At 44.1% G+C, this 25,597-nt stretch carries 22 protein-coding genes and 2 tRNA genes; 17 read left to right on the top strand and 7 right to left on the bottom strand.

The genetic code is table 11. The annotated features are described in order from the left end of the window. Positions 1-20: 20 nt before the first annotated feature. Positions 21-1,865 (bottom strand): O-antigen ligase family protein, encoded by a 1,845-nt coding sequence (locus tag AC5RDS_RS12360; RefSeq protein ID WP_288791910.1) that lies wholly within the window; start codon positions 1,863-1,865, stop codon positions 21-23. Between the two features lie 341 nt (positions 1,866-2,206). On the opposite strand from AC5RDS_RS12360, the gene AC5RDS_RS12355 reads away from it, so the two are divergent. Both AC5RDS_RS12355 and AC5RDS_RS12350 read left to right on the top strand, forming a co-directional pair. Then, positions 2,207-5,422 (top strand): SusC/RagA family TonB-linked outer membrane protein, encoded by a 3,216-nt coding sequence (locus AC5RDS_RS12355; protein ID WP_288791911.1) that lies wholly within the window; start codon positions 2,207-2,209, stop codon positions 5,420-5,422. A gap of 12 nt (positions 5,423-5,434) precedes the next feature. Beyond that, entirely contained in the window at positions 5,435-7,180 is a 1,746-nt protein-coding gene (locus tag AC5RDS_RS12350) for a RagB/SusD family nutrient uptake outer membrane protein (protein WP_013612192.1), read from the top strand. A gap of 86 nt (positions 7,181-7,266) precedes the next feature. On the opposite strand, the gene AC5RDS_RS12345 is transcribed toward AC5RDS_RS12350, so the two are convergent. From AC5RDS_RS12345 to AC5RDS_RS12325, 5 genes are all read right to left on the bottom strand, one after another. Next, positions 7,267-8,298 carry a BF3164 family lipoprotein gene (locus AC5RDS_RS12345; RefSeq protein WP_288791914.1) on the bottom strand — a complete coding sequence of 344 codons (1,032 nt, stop codon included), beginning with the start codon at positions 8,296-8,298 and terminating at the stop codon, positions 7,267-7,269. A 44-nt stretch (positions 8,299-8,342) separates the two neighbouring features. Beyond that, positions 8,343-9,440 carry a DUF4934 domain-containing protein gene (locus AC5RDS_RS12340; protein WP_013612194.1) on the bottom strand — a complete coding sequence of 366 codons (1,098 nt, stop codon included), beginning with the start codon at positions 9,438-9,440 and terminating at the stop codon, positions 8,343-8,345. 77 nt (positions 9,441-9,517) lie between these two features. Further along, complete coding sequence (locus AC5RDS_RS12335; protein WP_013612195.1) at positions 9,518-9,811, bottom strand: hypothetical protein; 294 nt, start codon at positions 9,809-9,811, stop codon at positions 9,518-9,520. Between the two features lie 85 nt (positions 9,812-9,896). Beyond that, a complete protein-coding gene (locus AC5RDS_RS12330) occupies positions 9,897-10,331 on the bottom strand; it encodes a DUF1573 domain-containing protein (protein WP_022161475.1) in 435 nt (144 codons plus the stop codon). An 8-nt stretch (positions 10,332-10,339) separates the two neighbouring features. Then, positions 10,340-10,687 (bottom strand): hypothetical protein, encoded by a 348-nt coding sequence (locus AC5RDS_RS12325; RefSeq protein WP_013612197.1) that lies wholly within the window; start codon positions 10,685-10,687, stop codon positions 10,340-10,342. A 106-nt stretch (positions 10,688-10,793) separates the two neighbouring features. Between AC5RDS_RS12325 and AC5RDS_RS12320 the strand changes: the two genes are divergently transcribed. The 5 genes from AC5RDS_RS12320 to AC5RDS_RS12300 all read left to right on the top strand — a co-directional run bounded on the left by AC5RDS_RS12320 (position 10,794) and on the right by AC5RDS_RS12300 (position 16,232). Then, positions 10,794-12,167 (top strand): sensor histidine kinase, encoded by a 1,374-nt coding sequence (locus AC5RDS_RS12320; protein WP_118104960.1) that lies wholly within the window; start codon positions 10,794-10,796, stop codon positions 12,165-12,167. Positions 12,168-12,265: 98 nt separating this feature from the next. After that, positions 12,266-12,949: a response regulator transcription factor gene (locus tag AC5RDS_RS12315; protein ID WP_175315294.1), complete on the top strand. Its 684-nt coding sequence runs from the start codon at positions 12,266-12,268 to the stop codon at positions 12,947-12,949. A 73-nt stretch (positions 12,950-13,022) separates the two neighbouring features. Continuing rightward, the gene (locus AC5RDS_RS12310; protein ID WP_368323568.1) at positions 13,023-13,898 is read left to right on the top strand and encodes a nucleoside phosphorylase; all 876 of its coding nucleotides are present in this window, start codon (positions 13,023-13,025) and stop codon (positions 13,896-13,898) included. A 61-nt stretch (positions 13,899-13,959) separates the two neighbouring features. Then, on the top strand, positions 13,960-14,445 hold the full coding sequence (locus AC5RDS_RS12305; protein ID WP_013612214.1) for a DUF4293 domain-containing protein: 486 nt from the start codon (positions 13,960-13,962) through the stop codon (positions 14,443-14,445). Between the two features lie 92 nt (positions 14,446-14,537). Beyond that, complete coding sequence (locus AC5RDS_RS12300; protein WP_013612215.1) at positions 14,538-16,232, top strand: dipeptidase; 1,695 nt, start codon at positions 14,538-14,540, stop codon at positions 16,230-16,232. Between the two features lie 79 nt (positions 16,233-16,311). Here AC5RDS_RS12300 and AC5RDS_RS12295 read toward each other — a convergent pair whose 3' ends face one another. After that, positions 16,312-17,046, bottom strand: a complete 735-nt coding sequence (locus tag AC5RDS_RS12295) for a tRNA lysidine(34) synthetase (protein ID WP_175315293.1) — start codon at positions 17,044-17,046, stop codon at positions 16,312-16,314. Between the two features lie 226 nt (positions 17,047-17,272). On the opposite strand from AC5RDS_RS12295, the gene pstS reads away from it, so the two are divergent. From pstS to AC5RDS_RS12245, 10 genes are all read left to right on the top strand, one after another. Further along, the gene (gene pstS, locus AC5RDS_RS12290) at positions 17,273-18,331 is read left to right on the top strand and encodes a phosphate ABC transporter substrate-binding protein PstS (protein ID WP_118160391.1); all 1,059 of its coding nucleotides are present in this window, start codon (positions 17,273-17,275) and stop codon (positions 18,329-18,331) included. Between the two features lies 1 nt (position 18,332). Next, positions 18,333-19,184 (top strand): phosphate ABC transporter permease subunit PstC, encoded by an 852-nt coding sequence (pstC, locus tag AC5RDS_RS12285; RefSeq protein ID WP_013612218.1) that lies wholly within the window; start codon positions 18,333-18,335, stop codon positions 19,182-19,184. Position 19,185: 1 nt separating this feature from the next. Beyond that, a complete protein-coding gene (gene pstA, locus AC5RDS_RS12280) occupies positions 19,186-20,067 on the top strand; it encodes a phosphate ABC transporter permease PstA (protein ID WP_013612219.1) in 882 nt (293 codons plus the stop codon). Positions 20,068-20,089: 22 nt separating this feature from the next. Continuing rightward, a complete protein-coding gene (pstB, locus tag AC5RDS_RS12275; protein WP_013612220.1) occupies positions 20,090-20,857 on the top strand; it encodes a phosphate ABC transporter ATP-binding protein PstB in 768 nt (255 codons plus the stop codon). Between the two features lie 35 nt (positions 20,858-20,892). Next, positions 20,893-21,603, top strand: a complete 711-nt coding sequence (locus tag AC5RDS_RS12270; protein ID WP_013612221.1) for a phosphate signaling complex PhoU family protein — start codon at positions 20,893-20,895, stop codon at positions 21,601-21,603. A gap of 43 nt (positions 21,604-21,646) precedes the next feature. Continuing rightward, positions 21,647-22,330, top strand: coding sequence for a two-component system response regulator PhoB (gene phoB / locus AC5RDS_RS12265; RefSeq protein WP_041557311.1), 684 nt, complete (start codon positions 21,647-21,649; stop codon positions 22,328-22,330). Positions 22,331-22,450: 120 nt separating this feature from the next. Then, on the top strand, positions 22,451-24,211 hold the full coding sequence (gene phoR, locus AC5RDS_RS12260) for a sensor histidine kinase (protein WP_013612223.1): 1,761 nt from the start codon (positions 22,451-22,453) through the stop codon (positions 24,209-24,211). Positions 24,212-24,279: 68 nt separating this feature from the next. Further along, the gene (locus AC5RDS_RS12255; protein WP_013612224.1) at positions 24,280-24,948 is read left to right on the top strand and encodes a NigD1/NigD2 family lipoprotein; all 669 of its coding nucleotides are present in this window, start codon (positions 24,280-24,282) and stop codon (positions 24,946-24,948) included. A gap of 351 nt (positions 24,949-25,299) precedes the next feature. Further along, positions 25,300-25,381: transfer RNA gene (locus tag AC5RDS_RS12250), tRNA-Tyr, on the top strand. A 118-nt stretch (positions 25,382-25,499) separates the two neighbouring features. Then, a tRNA-Gly gene (locus tag AC5RDS_RS12245) sits at positions 25,500-25,572 on the top strand. The last annotated feature ends 25 nt before the right edge of the window (positions 25,573-25,597 follow it).

Here is a 25,597-nt window from a genome sequence, read left to right as displayed (position 1 = left end):
TTAACAAATTCTCTCTTTTTCTATGGTTGCAGTCTTTCTTTCAATTCTGCTTTCATTTCTTTTACGGCATCCGACATCACTTTGGGTGCTTTCTGAATCACCTGCCGGGCCATATCACGGCCTTTCTCCGGTTGTCCGCTTTCGAAATACATTTTCGCCAATAAATAGAGGGGATATAAACGATGAGGCACCATATAGGAAGCCTGCTTAAAACAGGCTTCAGCCTGTCCGAAATTCTTCAAGGCTTCGGCGTCTTTCCCCATAATATTATAGAACATCGGATCGGCACTGAGCCGTGTACCTTCTGTCAGAATCCGAATCCCTTCCTCATATTGCCCGGTTTTCGACAAACACTGTCCATACTCGAAAAGAAATTTCGGCTGGTCTTTCAAAAAAGGATATAAATCCCGGTAATGATCTACCGTTTCCTCAAAAATATCCATGCTGAAATAACGTTGTTCCTCTCCCCAACGGATATAAGCCTGCTTCCATTCCTCCTTATGCTCCGTCAATCGCCAGGTAATACCTGCCATCAAGAGAGAAGCTCCCATGACAAACCATGCACCCACAGTCCTTTTTCGTTCCTCCGCAGGCAGTTTCCGGTCATCCAGCGTACCGGCAAGCGCCATAAACAGAACGAATACAATCACCAAAGGAATCACACTCAACGGATAAGAAAAACAGGCGAACACCGAAAAGGCTGTCAGCCCTCCCAGCACCGCTCCTTTCTCGGGACGGGAAGAATAGAGCAATTGCCGGACCGCCAACCCGACAGTCAATAAGAAAAGGATACTCCCGACAATCCCCAATTCCACCCCCAACTGCAAATATTCATTAAACCCGTATTCCGGCGAGCCGGCCACCCACTCTTCTTGTTCCGAGGCTTCCTCCGTGGTAAAATAAGCAGCCTGCGCTTTCCCGAATGCACCGCCAAAATAGCCCAATCCACATCCCCCCCAAGGATTTTCGGCTATCGCCCGACCAGCGATTTTCCACATTAAACGGCGTCCATCGGCCGAATCTTTTTTCATCAGATAAAGTCCACTGAACAACAGCAACAGACACACCACACCGATACCCGCTACCCACCAAGCCTTTTTTCCCAGTTTTCGTCCCAGCTCTTTCAGCTGTTTCCTGATCCGGTAATAAAATGCCGTTACCACCCCGCATCCGGCAACCGCCGCCAACCAGCTGCTCCGGCTCATTCCGGCCGGCAAAATAGACAAAATCAACAACAGTATCCCCCAGACAAAGCCGGACTCCAACTTGTACCTCCACTCACCGACACTCTTTTGCCGACCGGGATACACCGATAAACAATAGAACAAAACGACCGGCAATACCATCACTAAAAATCCCGAATAAGGCCCCGGGTTAAAAAAAGATCCTGTCAGCCGGTAAAGCGAATGCCCCGAGGCGAACCGACCATACAATTGTCCGAACCCATAAATCGTCTCTACCAATCCCGCTCCCATGAGCGTCCACAACATCACCGTGACGGCATTCCGGCAAAGCGAAGAAAGCAGACGCAATAAAAAATAAAGGATCACAAACAAAATCCATAATTCTGTCCGATAACCGACCATCCCATCCCCATAAACCGAACGCAGCAGGACATATCCCCCCAACAACAATACCCCCGCATCCGGCAGGCGAAAACGAAATTTTTTCCGAACGCACCAAGCCACTGTAATACCACACAAAACTTCTATCCAAATCACCCGATAGAAACCGAAACGCACGGCCGTTACATGGCTTTCTGCCAGCTCACGATCACGATCGTACCAAAATACAAACAACAGTGCAGTCAACAAAAACACCACGATCCCTTTAGTTGTGGCAACCCACCGATTATCCGAAACCATCCGATTCTTTTAAAAATTAATATAGTGATCCCATATTCTGTTTCATCAAATAATCATAACGAATCAGAAAATAAGACAAATTTAAAGATTTTTCCGATATAAGCCGTTTTAATACACCATATATATAAAAAAATCGGAAATTATAATAGAATTCGGAGATACCCGTTGGGGAAATATTCCACAAACCGGGGAATTATTACTCAGCTATCGCTTGTGTAATTAAAATGTAAATAATTGTTTATCAGTTGTAAAATCTTGCAAAATCCGGTTGGCATGTGTTTTATTGGATGCTATAGTATATTCAAAAAATGGAAAATATGCACAATCTGAAAAAATTTAATATGAATAGAAAGTATAGAGTCCGGATACGATGCCTGACCTTTCTGGTAACTTTGTTCTGGCTGCCGCTTCATGCTCAGGAGGCCGGAAAAGAATTCCGGCCGGCCGGAGAACCGGTTTCTTATGCAGAAAAGGATAACCGGAAAAAATCTCCGGAACCGTTGGAAGACCAAAAGGATAAATTGAAAAAGCAGCGTATCATTACGGCCAAGGGACGAGTGACCGACGCTGCCGGAGAACCTTTGATCGGTGTAAATGTACTGATCAAAGAAAGCGGCACAGGGCAAGTGACCGATCTTAACGGCGAGTTCAAATTACCGGATATCCGGTTCGGTTCCCCGTTACGCATCTCCTTTATCGGATACAAAACCCTCGAGGTCAATGCGCGGGAAAACATGCGCCTTACCTTGTATGAAGACCGGACAAAATTGGATGAAGTAGTTATAGTAGGATATGGTTCACAGAAAAAGGCAAATCTCTCCGGAGCTGTTTCCTCGGTTAACATCGATGCCTTGGCCGAGCGGCCAGTCACCAATGCCGAGAATGCCCTGGCCGGATTGGCCTCAGGACTGACCGTAACCAATTCGGGGGGGAATACCCCGGGTTTCGAGACTTCTACGATCCGGATCCGGGGTGTCGGTACATTGAACAATGCCGATCCGCTCGTGGTGATCGATGGCGTAGCCGGTTGTGCTATCAGTGATATCAATCCCCAGGATATAAAAAACATTTCGATACTGAAAGATGCCGCTTCGTCGGCCATCTACGGTTCGCGGGCTGCCAACGGAGTGATCCTGATTACCACAAAAACCGGATACGAAGGCAGTGCCAAAATTACGTACAGCGGCAATTTCTCGTTTGAAAAGGTAGCTAAACGTTTGAATCTGGTCACCGACTATGCCGATTTTATGGAGATTCAGAATGCGGCTCTGAGTGCTAACGGGCAAGCCCCCCGTTTCTCCCAGACCTCCATCGACGCCTGGCGCAATGACAACGGAGCTAACCCCACCGTTTATCCCAATACCGACTGGCAGGATCATATTTACCGGAATCCGTCGGTGGTACAGAATCATAATCTTTCGGCTATCGGAGGAACGAAAACGGTACGTTATAACCTGTCTCTGGGCTATGTGAAAAATCCGGGTATCGTTTATAATACCGATTATGAGCGTTATCAATTGCGTTCGAATGTCGAAGTCGACATCAAACCCTGGATCACTGCCGGAATGAACATCTTCGGTTATATGGATTCCAATAATCCGAATGCCGAAAATGCTACCAACGGAGGAGACGTGATATTCGGTTCGGGAGCATTGAATACGGTTCCCGGCATGACGCTCTATGACCCTGAAACGGGTCTGTACGGAGGTGTGCAAAATCCGGAGGAAGAGAACGTCAGCAATTTTAATCCTTACCGGCGTATGTGGTTTTACAAAGAGGATTTTCCGATAAAAACCCGTCGTATCGTCCCCAAACTGTTTGCCCGTTTGTCACCGGTAAAAGGTTTGACCCTGAGTGCTTCGTTCACCTATAACTCCTGGGAACGGAATGAAGAATATCAATTATGCGACAAAAATTTATATCGCTTTACACTGGATGGACCTGTACTGCTGCGGGAAGGTACGGTCCGTACTTATATCAACCGGTATAATCGTCGGAATACGTTCCGGACTTCGGATGTGACGGCACGCTATGAATGGAATGTCAGCAAACTGAATGCTTCTGCACTGGTTGGTATCAGTCAGGAATACAATAAACGGGAAGACGAACGGTTCAGGAAATACGATCTGGCCGACGATGCTCTGACCAGTATCAACGGGGGGAGTACCAACGGTGAGATTGAAGGAAACTATACAGAATGGGCCATGCGTTCATATTTCGGCCGGATAAACCTGTCGTGGGACGATAAATATCTACTGGAAGTAAACCTGCGGGCAGACGGTTCCTCCCGTTTTGCCCCCGATAAGCGCTGGGGATGGTTTCCTTCCGTATCCGCCGGTTGGAGTATTTCGGAAGAACCCTTCCTGAAAAAAGCTGCCGGTTGGCTGGATATGCTGAAACTGCGGGTTTCTTACGGTACACTCGGCAACAACGCCACATCGACTTTCTATATGTATCAGCCCCTCTATGCTTCAGCCAATTACGTACTGGGCAATGCGGTGGCCAGTGGCCTGGCACAGACCACCCTCGCCAATCCCAATCTCACCTGGGAGACGACGCACATGACCAATATCGGTCTGGATTACGGGTTGTTTGACCATCGTTTAAGCGGTTCTGTGGATGTATTCAACAGGCTGACGACAGATATCCTGATTTCATTGCCGGCACCGTTAGAGCACGGCACTTCTGCTGTCCCCAATCAGAATGCCGGCAAGGTACGCAACCGGGGTATCGATTTCGATATCAGCTGGTTCGATCATATCGGCAGTATGACCTATTCTCTTGGCTTCCACATGGGATATGTCCGCAATAAAGTGACCAAATTTCAGGGGGAAGTCCCCTCTATTAACGGCGTTTATAAATTGCAGGAAGGGAAACCCATCAATCAGTTATATGTCATGTCTGTGGACCGTATTGTCCGCGATCAGTCCGATCTGGACTATGTACAGTCTCTGGTCGATAAAAATCCGGACTATTTCGCCACTTATCAAAGACCGGAATTGGGCGACTTCCTGTATGCAGATGCGAATCATGACGGGAATCTGGATGCCAACGACCGGATCGAGATCGGCAACGGCGACTCCCCCGCATTTACTTTCGGCGGTAATATCGGTATTTCCTGGAAAGGATTCGATTTCAGTATGTTGCTCCAAGGGGTAGGAAAACACAAAGTCTATTATAACAACCAGGCATTCCGGTTTGTCACTGTCATGGGACAATCCTTGAATAAAGATATTACCGACCATGCCTGGACACCTGAAAATCCTTACAATTCCAAATATCCCCGGCTCCGGAACAATGCCAACAGTAAAAACAACATTGCCAGCGATGCCTTGGTGTTTAACGCCTCTTATTTACGGTGTAAGAACATTCAGTTAGGATACACGCTTCCCAGCCATATTTCGGAGAAATTTTTTGTCGAAAATCTCAAAATATATACCAGTATCGACAACTTGTTTACCTTAACGGATTTCCCCGGCCTGGACCCGGAAATAGCCGCCGGCGTAGGTTATCCTCAGTTGAGGCAATATTCGGTTGGAATCAATGTCACATTTTAAAATTCAGCACTAATGAAAGGACACTATATTTTTTCCGCTCTTTTAGGTATAGGTTTATTACTCCAAGGGTGTGAAACGCTCGATTATACTCCTGCCGACCAATTGAACGACAAAACGTTCTGGCGGACGGAGCAACATGCCAATCAGGCGGCCGTCGCTCTATATGCTGCCATGAAAGCCGGCTGGGCTTTCGGACGCGACTTTACTTTCGATATGATATCCGATATTGCGGACGGTACGTCTCCCCATGCCGGAATTGCCCGGGGTACCTCTTTTTCATCCGGAGACGCTTCTGTCCAGAACACCTGGCAATATCTCTACGAAGTAGTACACCGTTCGAATACGGTCATCCGGAATGTCTCCGCCATGGATATCGATGAAACAGTGAAAACACGTGTCATAGGCGAAGCCAAATTCCTGCGTGCCATGGCCTATTTCAGAATGCTCAATTGCTGGGGAGGAGTACCTTATTACGATGAGAGCTGTATCATCGAAGAGGAATTCGCCACCTTGTCCAACCCGCGCGAATCGGCAGAAACCATCCGCGGTCACATTCTCGACGACCTGACGGATGCCATCTCCAAACTTCCCGTAGCCTGGGAAACATCCGATTACGGGCGTGCCACGAAAGGGGCTGCCTACGCTTTGCGCGGGAAGGTATATCTTTACAACCGGGAGTGGAGCAAGGCCATTGCCGATTTTGAAGAAATCGTCTACAACAAAACGAATAATTACGGCTATGAACTGCATCCGGATTACAATGAACTGTTCCGCTTGTACAACGGCAAACGCAGCAAAGAGATGATTTTCTCCATCCAGTCTCTGGACGGTAACGTGGCAGGGCACGGGCTGGAATTGTGCAGTTTTCTGGGCAATAAATCCACTATGCGCCTCATTGCCAGCAATTGTATCGTACCTTCGACCCACCTGGTGGATATGTACGAGAACCTCGATGGCAGTCCGTTTAACTGGGACGATATCTTTCCGGGATTCAACGACGGTAGTCCGGAATTCCGGCGTGATGTCCTGAGTGTTGCGATAGATGACGGGAGTACAAAGATTACCGACTTATTGAATTGTGACACAACTAAAGTCCTCGACGCATACCGCAAGCGGGATCCCCGCCTGTGTCTGAATGTCATTACGCCTTATTCCCATTATCTGGGAACAGACGCCGGTTCGGTGCCGATGGATAAGCAGTTTGTGCTTCACAATCCCCAAAAAGGCGGTTCACCGATGGAAGCACAGGCCTTTATCCGGAATTCCGAAGGCTGGAATTCTTATTTCTGGCGTAAATTTATTCCCACCGGTAATCTTGACGGTTATTGGGGAGAATATACGCGGGTACCTTATGAATTTCCGTTGATCCGCCTGGGGGATGTACTGTTGATGCTGGCAGAGGCATATAACGAAGAGAACAGTTTAGACAAAGCCGTTACAGAACTCAACAAAGTACGCGACCGGGTGGGGATGCCGTCGTTGAACAATGGCAGCCCCTGGCTGGCTGTCAACAGCCAGGAAGAAATGCGGCAACGTATTCGTAACGAGCGGGCATATGAATTGCCGGCTGAGGGCCACCGTTATTGGGACCTGAGGCGTTGGGGTATCTATGGCCCGACAGTCAAAAATGCAACCGATATCTACGGCGATTTGATGTTTACACGTGAGTACCAGCCACGGCATGAGTTATGGCCTATCCCGCAGGTAGAACTGGAACGGAATCCTAATCTTCAGCACGATCAGAATCCCGGATGGTAAAATGAATGTAGGATTAAATGTTTGTATGAAAGACGGTGATCTTTCATACAAACATTTAATCCGGCACACCGGCAGGAGAGAATAAATTACAGTTTAAAGCGATAGATTATCGATTCATCGTCGATATACCTGACTCCATAAATGAAGTGTTTATCGACACAAAAAGTGCTTATTGGAAAAGGTAATAAATATTTTTTTATTTTCCCACCTTTCCAATTAAAACAAAGAATTTCATTTGAAATAAATCCGGCTTTATTAGCTTTCGCATAACTTTCTGCAGAATAAGTAAAACAAATCATTTCATCAGAAACAGCCATCTTCATCAGGCCGGCTATACTTTCATTTATTCTGATTCCATAGCGTCCTGCTCTTTCACGAATAAGAGGGATGTGATTATATGGATTAAGAAATATACGATGGATATCTTTTCCTTCAATTTGATAAATCTCAAAAACATCGGATGCTAAGGTTAAAATAACAAATTTATTCTGAATATCATTTGAACTAATTTTTGTTTGGTATACACTCCCTCTATATATTCCTTCCACTCCTTCATAAGCAAAAGGATAATCGAAAAAACAACCGAGTATATTATTACTTGAATCAAGCAAACCAAAGTACCCTTCTTTAAACGATCCAACTGCAACTTTTACGTGATTGATTACATCCATATGCCTGGGCCTAAAATCCACCGTATATGGATAAGCTTCTTTCTCTATATGGTAAGGAATTTTATTCTCAATCACATCAGAAATCGAAACATAATTTATTTCTTTCTGCATAGCATCCAAAAAAACCAATTTTGACCCACAAACCGTAAATCCAGTTCCTATTTGAAGATATTCACCAGGACCTCGTCCTCTTTTTCCTAATCTTTTTATGATCTTCTTCCCATTGACATCAATAAATGAAAAATGATATGTGTCATTCATATGCTTAGTTATCAAGACACTGTCCAAAATCGCCATATCAGTTATTCTATTAAAAACGTCATTCTTATCAGAATAAACACTGTCGTAGTCAGTGATTTCCTCGACAATATCGAAAACATCGATATCTGAACGCTTGCATGCATCACAAATGATAAGAAATAGCAGGATTTTCAAAATATACTTCATGATCGATTTTATAATTCGGTTTATTCTCATATGCTACGAGATTTTTATTTTTTCAAACGATAAAGAACAATGACCGGATTATCCGATTCTTTCACATTCAATCTTGCAGCTATATCTGGAGCCCATTGGGTAAAAATATAAGCATTTTCCCAAGCAACGAAGTAACCGTCCGTATAAGTTAATGTTGAACCGAAGGGTACAAATATATCCTCTTCTTTATGCTTCGCTCCCGTAATTACTTCTCCTGTTCTTCTATAGAAGTAAGCCTCCTGACTATAACCTTTACGTACAAAAACGAAATAAATAACATCATCCCCAGCAACGACCTCTGTAATAATACCGGTCTTCGATCTCAGATTTTTTATATTATGCTGTATGTAATCATTCCCCAAAACATATTTATCTTTCCCAAAATCGACATAAAAAGCAGGACAGAAATGTCCCTTGTTAATCTGATAAATGGTATCACTCACTAAAGGAGAATAAGCCAATACTAAACTATCCACTCCATATCCAAATCCTCCTTCTGCGTAGCGGTTTAATGGACTTGCAGGCATAAATCCTTCCTTTATTCCCTCATCAAAATCATACCGGTAGTAATGACTGGCATCGCCTTTATTAAAAGAAGCACTTCCGAAAAAATAAAACCACCACTCACCGTTCTCCAAGGCAGCCTGAGCAGGAACCAACTTCGATTTCAGATTCCGGCTTTCGATGTAATTCCCTTCCAAATCGTAATAATAAAATTTATACCAACCCGGAAATACCAACCGATCATTTTTCTTATCAATCAAAAACGCTTTATGAGAATTACAAACATTTAATTCTCCAGGTGCACGGCCTATCGGAATCAATTTTTGGAATCTACCATTCCGGTCAAAAATATACAACCCTCCTGTAAATACAAAACAATAAAATTTTCCTTTATAATACTCCATGCGTCGGAACATCGAAGCGTCAATCAAACATTCGTCCGTCGTTTCCAAAGGGATATAAATCGCAGTGTCCACGATTTCGCTCATCGTCATCCATACATCATTAGCTATTTCAGGAACTTTAATTGTTACGACAGAAGGAACCTGTTGTTTTTGACAAGAAAAAATTAAAATTATCAACAATAATTGTAAAATTATTTTTAACATGTCTCACTAAATGAAAAAAGAAGCACCCAAAACATTTCAATAAATAAAATATTTTTGGCACATTCTTTTTATAATTACTACAATTTATTATAACAAGGAGTAATAGCACAACCTCTTCCCTCAGACATACAAAAATCCATCTCACCAGGGGCCGTTTCATGTGTTACAGGATCTTTTATTACACATGATATAAGCGTACTTCCACGATCTGGACATTCTGTAAACCCATTATCCCCGCATTCACCTTGAGCCAATCCCTCTACTTCATAAAGAGTCACATTCATGATACCATCATTAAAGCCAGTCTCAACATTCAAAGCAAACACTGTTGCAAAAAATCCCAAAAAGACATAAATAATTTTTCTAAACATAACCATCATTTTTAATATAACACAAAATCATCTTTACAAAAATAAAGACAACACAATAATACACTCTCTAATATCAAGACTTTCTTCATCTATCATTAAGAACAATCCCCTTTAAATTCAGTCTCAATAATTGTGAGGATGTATTACACAATACCTCAATCGATTTCATAAACCGGCCCAAAGAATTCGGTTCAAAAGTGACGAAAATCAACGTTTCTTCTCCGGGTTGTACCGGACGCTTTTCCCATCGAACTTCAGTACAGCCGCAAGAAGGCCGCACATCACGGATCAATAAGGGAACCTCGCCCGTATTACAGATCCGGAAAGAAATCTGTTTCTTTTCGCCATACCTCACAATATCCAGGTCGATAGTATCCCGTTCTATTCGAATAGTAGTCGGTGATGAATATAATAATTCAAACACTTCCGTAGAGTCTCCGAACAAGAACCAAAGTCCTGCAATACCAACCAAAGTAAGTGTTCCGATTATTAAAATCGATCGCATAGCACCACCTCTCATGTCAGTCTTTATTTATCGATTGGGATAAACACAGAAACATCGGGGTGATCTCCGGCCGGTAACCGTTTGCCATACCACCTTTGTTCGTCCGGAGCATAACAAAGGGCTATTAAATCGGTGTCCAGTCTATAGGATTCAAGGATTCCTCCTTGCCGGTCGAATACAATCAAATTACTGCAATACTGAAAAACATTTCCCGGTACTTCATCCGATCGGCCAAAATACAGGGTGGAGCCACACTCATCGGCAACCCCAATATCCATCATCCCGAAGCGATTTAATACCATTACCGGATCAGAATTCTGATCCACACCCCAAAGGATAAAAAATAAACCGGTAAAAAATATTTTGCACATATCACATATTTTACTTAACTTTCCAAAACAAATTTCAGCATATTTTCTCAAACAACCTAATTGAAACAGTAGCAAAAACAGTAGCAATTTTTAATAATTTTATCTTATGAAAGGACACATAAAAATAGGTTGGTTCATTATCATTTCTACAATTATTATATTGTTTATTTTTCAGTTGTTCACACTGAAAGAGGTATACGAACATGAAAAATCTCTTCTCAGCCATACCATTGAAGACGTTTTAAAGGCAGATATCAGTCATTTGAATGTACTATGTATAAAGAAAGGGTGGAGTGCCAGTTATGCTCTTTCCCAAAACAAAATTCATTATAACATCCGTAATACAGATACGGTTATTCCGGTCAATGCCCATGTTAATTTGGATTCCCTTAACCGGATCATCGGCTATGATATCCGTAATCCCCGAAAATGGCAACCGGATACTTTAGCCCGGCTACTCGATACACACCTTGCCAGTGAAAATTTGCATGCATTACCTTACCGATTGACGTTAACGGATTCTCTGGGGAAATTACTATCACAGTATTCTAACACGAAGCAACAGATCACCTCTCCGGAGATATCCCTTGTCTTTCCTCTTGGATACCTCGAAAAACATCTTCTAAAAGCAGAATTCAATTTCCCCCTGATTTTATTTTTCAAACTAGCCCTGGAACGTATTCTTACTTCTATCCTGCTCTTTATCCTGATTATTTGTCTGACTTATCTTCTTTATCGGCTATTGAAAAATGAAAAAAAACTACGGGATAATCAAAAAGCATTTACGCATACTCTGGTCCATAACCTACGCCGGCCGATACTGAATATAAAATGCCAGTTGGAAAATCTTTTGTCCGACCAGCAGGACAAAACCGCCATCTCCCTGAACGAAACCTATAAACGATGTAAACAATGGACCGATAAAACTTTGGAAGATATCGAAAATCTACTGACCTTTTCTGTCGATGCCTACGGTCTGAAAGCCTGTATACAACCGACCGATATCCGGGAATTGTTAACACAAATCACAACGGAATACAGGCAAAACAATAGCATCGGCAAACAAATCGATATACAAACAGAAATTTCTCCTACCGTCCCCCTTGCACAGGTCGATCCTTTACTTTTATATAGTGCCTTGGGAAACTTATTAGGAAATGCGATTAAATATTCAGGAACAAAAGTCCGTATTCGGATAGGTTGCCGCCGGGAGGCAAAAAAATGGATATTGACAGTACAAGACGATGGTTACGGCATACCACCCGAAGAACAAAAATTCATTTTTCAGGAATACAAACGGGGACAACGTTATAAAGGAGATAAACAACGGAAAGGATTCGGACTGGGACTCTGTTATGTGGCAGCAGTCGTAAAAGCCCACCACGGACATATTCAGGTGAACAGTGACGGAAAGCAGGGAACAGAATTTATCATCGAAATACCGCAGAGAAAAGCGAAAAGGCGAAAGGCTAGAAGCTAAAGGCTAGAAGCTAGAAGCGAAAAGCTAAAGGCTAGAGGCAAGAGGCGAAAAGAGGATAAGTTGGAGAAGAGGGGCTAACGATATAATAATGAAAGAATATGAGTGTGATACGGATTTTATATGTGGAAGACGACCTCGATTTCGGGTGTATGACCAAGGTTTTCCTGGATCAGGCCGGCTTTCTGGTCGAATTGACGACAAATGTTGAAGAGGCCTGGAAGTTATTCCATACCCGAAGGCCGGATCTGTTATTGGTCGACCTGGACCTTGAAGGCAGCAAGAACGGAATCGACCTCATCCGGCAGATTATCACCGAAGTAAAACAGTATCCGGTTATCGTCTATAGTTCGCATACCGATCCGGCAACCGTGATCACCACCATTGAACTGGGAGTCATGGACCATATCGGTAAAGATACCGACCGCGAAGTCTTCCTGGCCAAACTCAGAAACATAGCCAAACGCAATTACTCCCAGACAGGTGAAAACCCGCGATATAAACTATCGGCCATCACCACTTACAACCAGAGAAACGGAGTATTGACCATAGGAAACAAAAGGCATAAACTGAAAGGGAAAGATATGCGATTGCTGCAATTGCTGTGCCTGCACTTCAATGAATGGGTATCGCCCAAGGAATTAAGTTTCGGTTTGTGGGGAATGGAAAAAAATATCGGGGAACTGAAAAGATACATCGGCCATCTCCGCCAGGAACTGAGTGAAGATCCCGCGCTAAGCATCGAGAACAAACACGGGGGGTACTATAAGCTGCAAGGAGAATAAAGAACCGGATTATTTGGTTAATAAACCAAACATCGTTAAATTTGACTGCGTTTAAAGCATAAAGAAAAACAATATGGCCTCTATAAAATCTTCAGAACTGATTACCAATGAGGACGGCAGTATTTTCCATCTGCATTTACTTCCGGAGGACCTTGCCGACGACATCATTCTGGTCGGTGACCCGGGACGGGTGGAAACCATCGCCTCCCATTTCCAACAAATCGAGTTGAAAAAAAGTAACCGCGAATTTTACACCATCACCGGCAGTTACCGGGGGCACCGGCTTTCCGTGATTTCCACCGGTATCGGTCCGGATAATATCGATATCGTTATCAACGAATTGGATGCACTGGCCAATATCGATTTGAAAACCAAAGAAATAAAAGCGATCGGCCGTACCCTGAATATCGTCCGTATCGGTACTTCCGGTTCGGTACAAGCCGACATTCCGGTAGATTCTTTTGTCATCTCGGAAAAAAGCATCGGCTGCGACGGGGTATTGAGGTTTTATGCAAACAACGAATCGGTTTGCGACCATCCGTTCGAAGAAGCTTTTATCCGGCATTGCCGATGGACCCCCTCTGCAGCCCGCCCTTATGTAGTCAATGCCGATCCCGGATTAGTAGACCGCCTGTATGACGAAGAACACACCATCAAAGGAGTTACCCTGACAGCAGTCGGATTTTACGGCCCGCAAGGACGTGTTCTGCGTCTGCCGCTAGCCATGCCGGGAATCAACGACCGGATCACCGCTTTCCGCTACGAAGGCTACAAAGTGACCAACTATGAAATGGAAAGTGCAGCTATCACAGGCCTTTGTAAGCTTTTGGGGCATCGGGCCGCCACCATCTGCCTGATCATCGCCAACCGGATAAACGGAGATGCCTCCGCCGATTACCACAGCTATATGAATAAACTGATCCGCTATACCCTGGAAAAATTAAGCTAAAAGCTATAGGCTATAAGCCTTTTGCTTTTAGTATTTAGCATTTTATTTTTTACTTTATATTATGATTCAACGTATTCAATCTCTTTTTTTGCTTTGTACAGCAATTGTGACCGGGCTGTTATTTTTTATGCCGGTTGCTTCCATTGTAGTTCCGAATAATTTTACCTATGCGTTTTATACGACAAAAGTGGTACAGGCCGGAAGTCCGTGTGTATTCATCACCTGGAACTGGATGTCATTGATCCTGAATGCCCTTATTACCACATTGGCAGTAGTCACTATTTTCATTCATCACAAAAAATCCAAGACGGTGAAACCGACTCTATTTCTGCAATTGCGTCTTTGTATTGTCAATATCGTGCTTCAATTGGGGTTAATCGTCCTGATGTGGCTACAAGTGCGTCAACGTAGCAACGAACTCAATGCCGAATGGTTTGCCGATATCAGTTTTATCTTTCCACTGATCGGTGTGATCTTCACGTGGCTGGCTATCCGGGGAATTGTGAAAGATATCACCTTACTGAAATCGTTCGACCGGATTCGGTAAACGATACCGCTACAGCCCATAACAGCTGTAGTGGCCATTGGAAAACGGAAAATCTAAATCGTAAACTATAACATTTCCTTAATCTAAATCGTATGTTCAAAATTTGTTGTGCTAGTTTATTTCTTATAGCGATAACTTTTATCAAAGTTTCTGCTTGTACTAATTTCTTACTCACCCGGGGAGCCACTCAGGACGGATCGACGATGATCACCTATTCGGCCGACTCTCACGTATTGTATGGAGAACTTTATCATTGGCCTGCCGGTACCTGGCCTGCCGGAACGATGATGGATATCTATGAATGGGATACCGGTAAATATATGGGTAAAATCCCGCAGGCTGCCCAGACTTACAACGTAATCGGTAATATGAACGAATATCAATTGGCTATCGGTGAAACGACATACGGCGGACGTAAAGAACTGGAAAGTCAGCCGGGAGCTATTATCGACTACGGAAGTCTGATCTATATCACCCTGCAACGCGCTAAAAATGCCCGGGAAGCCATTGTCGTGATGACCGATCTGGTAGAGCGATACGGTTATGCCAGTTCAGGCGAATCTTTCTCCATCAGTGATCCTGATGAAGTATGGATTCTCGAAATGATCGGTAAAGGCGAAGGCGAAAAAGGAGCGGTATGGGTGGCCCGGATGGTCCCCGACGGTTATGTTTGTGCACATGCCAACCAGGCACGGATCACCACCTTTCCCCTGGAAGGAAAAACTTCCATTTCATCCGACCAGATGAAAAAAATCTATGATAAAGAAATTACAACGGTATATGCAAAAGATGTGATTTCTTTTGCCAAACAAAAAGGCCTTTATCCCCAGGACGGGAAAAATGCCGATTTCAGTTTTTCCGATACTTATGCTCCGGTAGATTTCAGTGGTGCCCGTGCCTGTGAAATCCGGGTATGGGCGTTCTTCAATGCTGTAAATCCCGATATGGCTCAGTACTGGAACTATGCCAAAGGGAAAATCGAACGTGACGGTAAAGGCTATGCGACAAACCGGATGCCCCTGTGGGTTAAACCGAACCGGAAAGTGGATGTACTGGAAGTCATGGATTTTATGCGTGATCATCTCGAAGGTACCGAACTGGATATGAGTAAAGACCCGGGAGCCGGCCCTTACGAATGTCCTTACAGATGGCGGCCGATGAGTTTCGAAGTCGATGGTAAAGAATATGTTCACGAACGGGCCACAGCCACCCAACAAACCGGTTTTACCTTTGTGTCACAAAGCCGCAGTTGGTTGCCGGATGCAGTAGGCGGTATCCTTTGGTTCGGCGTGGACGACGCTGCCAGTACCGTGTATTTCCCCATGTATTCCTGCTCCACCCGTGTTCCTCACGCTTATGCAGTCGGCAACGGCAGCATGATGGAATTCACCGATCAGGCAGCTTTCTGGGTTTTCAATCAGGTGACTAATTTCGCTTATACCCGTTATAATGCTATTCATCCGGAAATCCGGGAAAAACAAAAGGCTTTGGAATCCCAATACAAAACGTTTGTCGAAGGAATAGACTCCGGAGCTAAAGCACTATTCGACAAAGATCGTGCAGCAGCAATAGAATTCCTGACCGATTTCTCCTGCAATACCGGTAACCACCTGGTAGACACCTGGAGAGATTTCTACGGTTATCTTTTCTGCCGCTATATGGATGGTAATATCAAAACTGCGGTCCCGGGCGAAAAAAATCCTAAAGTAGAACAACCGCAACTACCCGAATGGTACCTCCGCACCATCATCGAAAAGGCTGGAGACAAACTACAGGTCATCGAATAAAAGGAGGAAAGGTAAAAGGTATAAAGTATAAGGTAAAAGATGGATTTCTCTCCATTTTACCTTTTACTTTTTACCTTTCTTAGGGTAAGTATTCGGATTGGATATTTTTCATCGCCGCAAAGAGGTTGCCTTTTACGTGGGGAGATAAAGCTTCCATCTGTCGGATAATTTCAGCTACGGCATGACGGTTCGTCGCTCGTTCATGAGGACAATTCTTTTTCTGTTTTTTAAAATTCCGGTAGGCAGCATACCGGGTAGTTTCTTCATCGGTAAGATAGATAAAAGGACGGATCAGGGTAAACGTACGATCGAACATAGCCAACTTCGGTGGCATACTGGCAATCGTACCGTTAAACATCATACTCATCAGCAGACTCTCGATGGCATCGTCCCGGTGGTGTCCCAAGGCCAATTTATTACATCCGTATTCTTTCGCAATCCCGAACAAGGTCTTCCGGCGATTCCACGAACACACAAAACAGACCGGTTTACCGGAATCTTCTTTTACGGCAGTAGCAATCGTACGACGTATAAACTCTACTCCCAGCTGTTCACAAAATTGCCTTACATACTCACCGTCGACTTCGTAAGCGACATTTTCCACAGCAATATGAGCAGCCACAACCGTATAATTTTGTTTCGGATCACGGGCCCGCAATGCCAATACTTCCAATAAAGCCAAAGAATCCTTTCCTCCGGAGACTCCGACCAATATTCTATCACCCGGTTCGATCAGCTCATAATCATAAATGGCTTTTCCCGCCTTCCGGAAAAAATCCCGCATAAACAATTTTTCTTTCTTCTTGTCTTCCATTTCGTTCACTTACCAATAAAAACATATCGCCACAAAGTAAAAAGAAATTTCGCTCCCCGGCAATAGTCATCCGTACATTTACAGTAAGCTCTTCCATCGTTCCGGATTACAATCCGGTTAAGTGGAATTTTATCCGAAATACTGTAACAAAATCGTAATAATATTGTAACACTGGTGTAGCAACCACTTATTAATATTGCATTGTAAAAAACTAATCGTCAAAGACATGAACAAGTTAATCATTATCGCATTAGCACTCAGCCTGGCAGCTTGTGGCCATTCAAAGAAGAAGACCTCGGACCACAAAAGTAATATAGATCTGACAGCAGCAGGAGCCACTTTCCCGCTCCCCTATTACAATCTGGCTTTTAAAACCTATAAAGATTCTACCGGGGTATCGGTGACCTACGGCGGAATCGGCAGCGGTGGAGGTATACGCAGCCTGAAAGACCGGATCGTAGATTTTGCAGGCAGCGATGCTTATCTTTCTGAAGCAGAAATGGCGGAAATGCCGGCCCCGGTTGTACATATCCCGACTTGTATGGGTGCTGTCGTTATGGCTTACAACCTACCCGAAGTAAAAGAGCTGCAATTGACAGGTGACATGATCGCCGACATCTTCCTAGGCAAAATCACCCGTTGGAACGATCCCCGTATTCAACAAGTAAATCCGGGAGTTACCCTTCCCGACAAAGCGGTCAGCCCGGTATATCGCTCCGACGGTAGTGGTACCACCTATGTCTTCAGTGATTACCTGACAAAGATCAGTGCTCCGTGGGCAGAAAATATCGGAACCGGAAAAGCATTGAAATGGCCGGTAGGTATTGCCTCCAAGGGAAATCCAGGCGTAGCCGGGACAATCAGTCAAACTCCGGGGGCGATCGGTTATATCGGTTCGGAATACGCTTTTGCCTTGAAAATACCGGTAGCCAAACTGCAAAACAAGGCCGGAAATTTTGTAGCCCCCACAACCGAAAGCATCTCTGCTGCCGCAGATATCGAAATGCCGGCCGATACCCGCACCATGATCACCGACTCGCCGGTAGCCGATGCCTATCCGATCAGCTGCTTTACCTGGATTCTCCTTTATCAGGAACAAGCCTATAAAAACCGGCCTGAACCCCTGGCCCAAGCTACGGTGGAGCTGCTGAATTGGTTAACGAATCCGGAAGCCCAGGATATAACGACAAAAGTACATTATTCTCCCCTGCCGGCTTCGACAGTGAAAAATGCCAAACAAATCCTGAAAACCATCACTTATAACGGTCAACCAATCCTAAAATAATATGCGTGATTATATTTTCAAACGGCTGTTATTTCTCTGCTCTTTATTGGTTCTGCTGATTTGTGGGGGAATGGTCTATTCCCTCGTAAGCGGGGCAGTACCGGCCTTTGAAAAATTCGGATTCTTTCATTTCATTTCTTCCGTAGAATGGGATCCCCGGCCCGGTAATGAGCAATATGGCGCCTTGGCATTCATCACGGGAACCATTATGACCTCATTTTTAGCCCTGGTATTTTGTATTCCGTTTTCTTTACCTGTGGCTTTATTCACCGGCGAATATTTCCGGGGTACCCGGGCAGCCACGATCATCGGTTCGGTCATCGACCTGCTGGCCGGTATCCCTTCGATTGTGTACGGTTTGTGGGGATTTTATACCCTCCGACCCTTCATGGTCGATTTACAGCTGTCGGAACAGGGGTTCGGCATATTCACCGCAGCGGTCGTATTAGCCGTCATGATCATCCCTTATGCCTCTTCACTGAGTGCCGAGTTTATCTCTATGGTTCCCAAAGAATTGAAAGAAGGGGCCTACAGCCTGGGAGGTACACGTCTGGATGTGATCCGGCGGGTGATTTTCCCGGTCGCAGGTTCCGGAATATTCGCCAGTTATATCCTGGCCTTAGGAAGAGCATTGGGAGAGACGATGGCAGTCACGATGCTGATCGGCAATACCAATATCCTGCCTACGTCTTTCACTTCTACCGGCAACACGATGGCCAGTGTCATCGCCAACCAGTTCGGAGAAGCCGACGGCCTGAAACTCAGTTCCCTGATCGCTATCGGTCTATTGCTATTCCTCATCACCGCTATCATCAATTTCATCGGTAAGATGATCATGAAAAAATTAAGCTGACATGATACAACGCCCTATTACATCTTATCATTCAGGCTGGCGCAAAGCCAAGGACAGGATATTTTTCTGGCTGGTTTGCCTGTTCTCTGCTTTAACGGCCGTCCCGTTAGTAGTCATCATCTGGGAAGTGGTCCGGAAAGGATACAAACAGATCAACCTGAATTTCTTCACCGAGACAGCCCCCAGTACCCTGGATGCCATGTTAGCGAAAATCAACGGAGAAATCATTCCCGGAGGAATCGCCAATGGAATCACAGGCACATTACTTATGGTGGTACTGGCCTCCGTTATCGCTATCCCGACCGGTATTATGGGTGGAATTTACTTATCGGAAAAACCCAAAACCTTATTTTCTCATGTGATCCGTTTTCTGACCGACCTCCTGCAAGGCACGCCGTCGATCGTCATCGGTATCATCGCTTATGCCTGGGTTGTCGTTCCTTTGAGTAGTTATTCCGCTTTGGCAGGTAGTGTCGCTCTGGCTATTATGATGTTACCCTTAATCATACGCTCGACAGAAGAGACCCTGAAACTTCTCCCGACAAGCCTCAAAGAAGCCGGTCTTGCGCTAGGAGCCTCCTATACGAGTGTTATCCTGAAAGTCCTGGTTCCCTCAGCTTTCGGCGGACTGTTCACCGGTACTTTACTAGCCGTGTCGAGAGTGATGGGCGAAACAGCCCCCCTGATGCTAACTGCCCTCGGTAGTACAGCGATCAACTGGGATATTCTGGATCCGACCAGTGCAGTCCCCTTGCTCATCTGGGAATTTTATAACGACCCGAACCTGGCCGATATGATCTGGAGTTGTTCTTTATTTCTATTACTATTGATTCTGGTGATGAACATCATCGCTAAAAATGTCGCCCGGAAATGGAAAATTTAATTTATAACAGTCCTACTACATCATGCAAATAGATCATCCGATATTACAATTTAAAAATGTCAGTATTTCCTATACTCCCGGGAAAAATGCCGTCAATCATGTCAATGCCGATATTAAAAAGAATCGGATCACAGCCATTATGGGGCCCTCGGGATGTGGCAAAAGTACCTTATTGCGTGCCATCAACCGCATGCACGAATTATATCCGGACATCAGGATCAGCGGAGAAATTCTGATGGACAACCGCAACATTTTAAAGATGAATCCCATGGAGGTCAGGCGTATGGCGGGCATGGTATTTCAGCGCCCTAATCCTTTTCCCACTATGAGTATTTTCGATAATGTGATCGCCGGTTACAAACTCAATGGCATCCGCCTGAAGAAAAAAGAAAAAGAAGAAATTGTAGAGACTTGTCTGACCAACGTCGGGCTGTGGAATGAAGTGAAAGACGCTCTGTTCAAGAAAGGCACTTTCTTATCAGGAGGTCAGCAACAGCGGCTATGCATTGCACGGGCCCTGGCCTTAAAACCGGAAGTATTACTGATGGACGAGCCGACCTCCGCCCTCGATCCTATCGCCACCAACCGGATCGAAGAATTGTTACTCGAGCTGAAAAAAGAATTTACCATTATCATCGTCACCCACAACATGTCGCAAGCTGCCCGTATTTCAGACTATTCGATGTTTATGTATCTCGGCGAACTGATCGAATACGACAAAACCCGGATTATGTTTACCAATCCCCGGGATAAACGGACCGAAGAATATCTGACCGGACAATTCGGATAAACCGATGTAAAAAACCAAAAAAAATAATTCCTATTATGCCAACTTTAAAAGAAAAAGTATTCAGCCGGATAACCGAAGATTTTCAGGTATTAGCAAAGATTGTCATCCGCCAGCTGAATCTGACCAAGCAATTAATGGACGACAACCACAAAGAGGAGATATATACAGAGATCAACAATAACGAACGGATCATCGACAGTATAGAGGTCAAAATCCGCAACGAAGTGATCAATATGATCGTGCTTTACAGTCCGCGGGCCACGAATCTGAGGATGATCATCTCTTACTACGATATGACCGCTTATCTCGAACGGATCGGAGATCTGATTCTGAATGTTTCCCATTTCATGAAAAAAATAGCAGTCGACGACTGTCTGTTCACAACCTATAAAAAGGATTTACTAAAGATGCTCTCACTCACTGAAAGTATGACACAAAATGCTATATTTGCTTTTACATGTGAGGATATCCAGTTAGCGAAAGAAACGATCGAGACGGATGACCAGGTCGACGAACTGCATCATTTTATCGGCCAGCATCTCCCGACACAATGTTTCGATAAGATATTATCGCAACAAGAAGTAACGGATGCCCTATGCATCAACAGCATGGCCTATAACATCGAGCGGATCGGAGATAATGCGACCAATATTGCAGAAGCCGCTATTTACCTGATCGAAGGAAAGAATATCAAACATTGGCCGAAACCGGACGAAGACCTGCTACTGGCAGGAAGTGAAGGTTAAAAAATGAGAAAAGAATAATGAACGATTTTGAATAACAAAATATATGGAACGGAATAAAATATTAGTAGTCGACGATGAAGAAGATTTATGTGAAATCCTTCAATTCAATCTGGAAAGTGAAGGTTTTGCAGTAGACATCGCAAATTCAGCCGAAGAAGCCTTAAAACTGCTGACCGATGAACATGAACTAATTCTACTGGATGTCATGATGGAAGGTATGTCCGGATTCAAAATGGCCGAAAAAGTCCGCAAAGAAATGCATATGAATACCCCGATCATCTTCCTGACCGCTAAGGATACCGAAAACGATATGTTGACCGGATTCAGTATCGGCGGAGACGATTATATCGCCAAACCCTTCTCGATCAAAGAAGTTGCCGCCCGGGTAAAAGCAGTATTGAAAAGGGCCGGTAATATCGCACTACCGGAAAAAAAGAAAACGATCGAAATCGGAGAACTCACTCTGGACCTCAACAGCAAGACCGTATACCTCAATGAGCAGCAGATCCTTTTAACCAAAAAAGAATTCGAAATACTCAGTATGATGGCCAAAGCTCCCAACCGGGTCTTTTCACGGGAAGATATTCTGGGCAAAGCCTGGCAAGAAGACGGCTATGTATTGGAGAGAACGGTAGACGTCCACATCACCCGGCTCAGAAAAAAACTCGGAGCTTTCGGTAAACATATCGCCAACCGTTCGGGGTACGGTTACTGCCTGGAATGCTGAAAAGGCTAAAGGCTTTAAGCTAAAAGCCTTCAACTCCTGGTCCACAATTTTCAGCTTTCAGCCTTTAGCTTATAGCTTTTTTTAGCTTTTTACCTTTAACCTTTTACTTTTTACTTTTTTATGCACTTTACTTATAAAAAGAAGATTTTCCTGTATTTTCTGATTGTATTTACCATATTTACAGTCATCATCGTTGCAGTGCAACAGAACAGGGAGAAAATGTATAAGTCAGAGAACTTCAAAGCCAGTCTCAATGCTTATGCAGAAATCATCGCCAACTATGTCGATAGTCACCGTCTGATCGCAGATAAACGGCTGGATTCGTTAAATAATTTGCTTCCCTTACTCCCCCGAGGATTACGGGTAAGCATTATCGACCGCCAGGGAAAAGTGCTTTACGACAACGATATCGACGAGGAAGAAACGGTAGAAAATCACTTGTCCCGACCGGAAATAGCACAAGCATTAACCCAAAGCAACGGTACGAATATTCGTAAATCGGAGACTACCGGTATCGATTATTATTACGATGCCCGCCTTTTCAACAACTATTTCGTACGGGTAGCTCTACCTTATACCGATCAGGTACAGAATATCCTGAAAGCTGACGAAATCTTCACTTATTTCATTCTGCTCTTGTTTTTTACTACCCTGATTTCTTTGTTATATCTGGCAGATCGTTTCGGGAAAGCCGTATCCGGCCTGAACGAATTTATCATCACGGCCGAACACAGCCAACCGGATTACGACAAAATCGATTTCCCCGATACCGAACTGGGAGAAATCGGTCATAAGATCGTCGACAACTACAAGATGCTGAAAAAGAGCAAAGATCAGCTCAATCAGGAAAGGGAAAAACTGTTACGCCACTTTCACCATTCCGATGAAGGTATTTGTATTTTCTCGGCAGATCACAAAAAGATATATGCCAACACCCATTTCATCCAATATGTAAACACTATTTTAGACGAACCTACCTTTGATGTAGATCATATTTTCCAGGCACCTGAATTCAAAGAAGCCGAATTTTTCCTGCAAAAGAACACACCGGTCAATCCTCAGGCCAAATCGATTCCGATCTGGCAAGGAAAAATTGCCAAAAACGGGAAACATTTCGCTGTGAGATTACTTATTTTCTACGACAACAGTTACGAAATCACGTTGAACAACGTCACCTCGGCAGAAAAAAACAGGCTGCTGAAACAAGAGATGACCAATAATATCGCACACGAATTAAAAACTCCGGTCAGCAGTATCCGCGGTTACATCGAAACTATTCTCGAACAGGAACACCTGGAACCTGTCAAGCAGAAATTTTTCCTGGAGAGGGCTTATATTCAAATTCTTCGCTTATCCGAATTAATTCGCGACGTGGCTTTGATCACCAAGACCGAAGAAGCCTCCGACCTATTCGAGAAAGAAACGATCAATATCCGAACGACCATCGACGAAGTGACCACCGACCTGGAAGTATCCTTACAACACAATCACATCGTCGTTCACAATCATATCGGCCCGAAAGTTGAAATCGAAGGTAACCATACCCTACTTTATTCCATTTTCAGGAACCTGATCGACAATGCGATCAACTATGCCGGAGAAAATATCACGATCGGTATCGACAATTATATGGAAGACAGCGAATTTTACTATTTTTCATTCTACGATACCGGCCGGGGAATCGAAGAAGAACACCTGGAACGTATTTTCGACCGTTTCTACCGGGTGAATCAAGGCAGAAGCCGGAAAACGGGCGGATCGGGTCTGGGCCTCTCCATCGTAAAAAATGCCGTATTGTTTCACAAAGGCCAAATCACGGCTAAGAACCGGAAAGACGGTGGATTAGAGTTCATTTTTTCTTTGAGAAAAAAATTATTTTAACTTTCAGGCCACGCAACCTTTTTAGTTAGTTTTCATCTTTATAACAGAAAACAACTAAAAATAAAAACATGAAAAATAAACATTTCAATCTAACTTCGGGGATCGTTCTTATCCTGATCCCCCTTGTTTTTTCCTTCACCGGTTGCAAGGATGATTATGAAACCTATTATGAAGGTTATGGCCTGGTCAGTAAATCAGGCGACGAAAAGTTTACCGTCAAGCTAGACGATGGTTATCTGCTCTATCCCCGGGAATATTACTTCAATCCTGAAAAACTGAACGACAGTACCCGTCTACGGATACGATTCAACATTCTGGAAGAACAGGATACGAATTTATATGCCCGGATTGTCTATGCCGACACAATTCTGACCAAATCCATTCTTCCGTACGACGAAACGATTTTGGACAGTGTCGGAAACGCTCCGGTAAAGATCGTCAATTCCTGGTTCGCTCATGGATTCCTGAACTTTGAGTTTATGTTTGCTGCCCATCTGAATCCCAGTACAGGCAAAACACATATGGTAAATTTATTACAATGCCCCACCGAAGACGACCGCCTCATCTTCGAATTCCGGCACAATGATTTCGGAGATTCCCGGGATAAACTCTATTTCGGTACAGTTTCTTTCCCCATACAGAAGCTCACCGAAGGCTATGAAAAACCGATAAAAATGATCGTCAAATATAACGATTCGGCCAATACAACGCGCAGCATCGAACTGACTTACAAGTAATCGGAAAATCTCCAAAGATCGGTCATTGAACTTTGGGGATTTTCTTTTATCTATCAAAGTCTGAAAATCAGATTGACAATATTAGCCTCTTCTAAAAATTCATCTGAGTAGAAATACTGCTTGTCGAGAAAAAGCCAGGAGGTTTACCCTACGATAAAAGCAGGCAAAGAATCAAACGATCCTACCACAAAATAAAAATAAGACGATTTGTAACCTGACACTCAGAATTATAGTATCTTTCAAAAAAAAATCTCATTTATTATTCGCATTTTTAGAGTCAAAAATTTTGCAGTTAACAGAAAAAAAGCATACATTTGTACCCGCAAAAAGAAAGAGTTCTTTTACAATTAAGGGCAGTTACCAGAGTGGCCAAATGGGGCTGACTGTAACTCAGCTGGCGTAGCCTTCGGTGGTTCGAATCCATCACTGCCCACAAATTTTAAATTACAGCTATTAGAGATAGTTATTAGTTTAAAATTTGTTTATGCCTCCCCATTACGGATCGAAAAAGCATAGTGAGTCCGGCTAGTGTGTGAGGAACAATACATTTTGCGGAAATAGCTCAGTCGATAGAGCACTAGCCTTCCAAGCTGGGGGTCGCGGGTTTGAGTCCCGTTTTCCGCTCTCTGAATGAGGTAGTTACGAAAGT

This window comes from Odoribacter sp. (assembly GCF_985060555.1).
Note: the sequence above shows the minus strand (reverse complement) of the source record. Positions and strands in the feature narration are given on the sequence as shown.

Bases quoted from the DNA above. Each gene is read 5' to 3' on its own strand.
- AC5RDS_RS12360 (WP_288791910.1), bottom strand. From the start codon at position 1,865: ATGGTTTCGGATAATCGGTGGGTTGCCACAACTAAAGGGATCGTGGTG.
- AC5RDS_RS12355 (WP_288791911.1), top strand. From the start codon at position 2,207: ATGAATAGAAAGTATAGAGTCCGGATACGATGCCTGACCTTTCTGGTA.
- AC5RDS_RS12350 (WP_013612192.1), top strand. From the start codon at position 5,435: ATGAAAGGACACTATATTTTTTCCGCTCTTTTAGGTATAGGTTTATTA.
- AC5RDS_RS12345 (WP_288791914.1), bottom strand. From the start codon at position 8,298: ATGAAGTATATTTTGAAAATCCTGCTATTTCTTATCATTTGTGATGCA.
- AC5RDS_RS12340 (WP_013612194.1), bottom strand. From the start codon at position 9,440: ATGTTAAAAATAATTTTACAATTATTGTTGATAATTTTAATTTTTTCT.
- AC5RDS_RS12335 (WP_013612195.1), bottom strand. From the start codon at position 9,811: ATGTTTAGAAAAATTATTTATGTCTTTTTGGGATTTTTTGCAACAGTG.
- AC5RDS_RS12330 (WP_022161475.1), bottom strand. From the start codon at position 10,331: ATGAGAGGTGGTGCTATGCGATCGATTTTAATAATCGGAACACTTACT.
- AC5RDS_RS12325 (WP_013612197.1), bottom strand. From the start codon at position 10,687: ATGTGCAAAATATTTTTTACCGGTTTATTTTTTATCCTTTGGGGTGTG.
- AC5RDS_RS12320 (WP_118104960.1), top strand. From the start codon at position 10,794: ATGAAAGGACACATAAAAATAGGTTGGTTCATTATCATTTCTACAATT.
- AC5RDS_RS12315 (WP_175315294.1), top strand. From the start codon at position 12,266: ATGAGTGTGATACGGATTTTATATGTGGAAGACGACCTCGATTTCGGG.
- AC5RDS_RS12310 (WP_368323568.1), top strand. From the start codon at position 13,023: ATGGCCTCTATAAAATCTTCAGAACTGATTACCAATGAGGACGGCAGT.
- AC5RDS_RS12305 (WP_013612214.1), top strand. From the start codon at position 13,960: ATGATTCAACGTATTCAATCTCTTTTTTTGCTTTGTACAGCAATTGTG.
- AC5RDS_RS12300 (WP_013612215.1), top strand. From the start codon at position 14,538: ATGTTCAAAATTTGTTGTGCTAGTTTATTTCTTATAGCGATAACTTTT.
- AC5RDS_RS12295 (WP_175315293.1), bottom strand. From the start codon at position 17,046: ATGGAAGACAAGAAGAAAGAAAAATTGTTTATGCGGGATTTTTTCCGG.
- pstS (WP_118160391.1), top strand. From the start codon at position 17,273: ATGAACAAGTTAATCATTATCGCATTAGCACTCAGCCTGGCAGCTTGT.
- pstC (WP_013612218.1), top strand. From the start codon at position 18,333: ATGCGTGATTATATTTTCAAACGGCTGTTATTTCTCTGCTCTTTATTG.
- pstA (WP_013612219.1), top strand. From the start codon at position 19,186: ATGATACAACGCCCTATTACATCTTATCATTCAGGCTGGCGCAAAGCC.
- pstB (WP_013612220.1), top strand. From the start codon at position 20,090: ATGCAAATAGATCATCCGATATTACAATTTAAAAATGTCAGTATTTCC.
- AC5RDS_RS12270 (WP_013612221.1), top strand. From the start codon at position 20,893: ATGCCAACTTTAAAAGAAAAAGTATTCAGCCGGATAACCGAAGATTTT.
- phoB (WP_041557311.1), top strand. From the start codon at position 21,647: ATGGAACGGAATAAAATATTAGTAGTCGACGATGAAGAAGATTTATGT.
- phoR (WP_013612223.1), top strand. From the start codon at position 22,451: ATGCACTTTACTTATAAAAAGAAGATTTTCCTGTATTTTCTGATTGTA.
- AC5RDS_RS12255 (WP_013612224.1), top strand. From the start codon at position 24,280: ATGAAAAATAAACATTTCAATCTAACTTCGGGGATCGTTCTTATCCTG.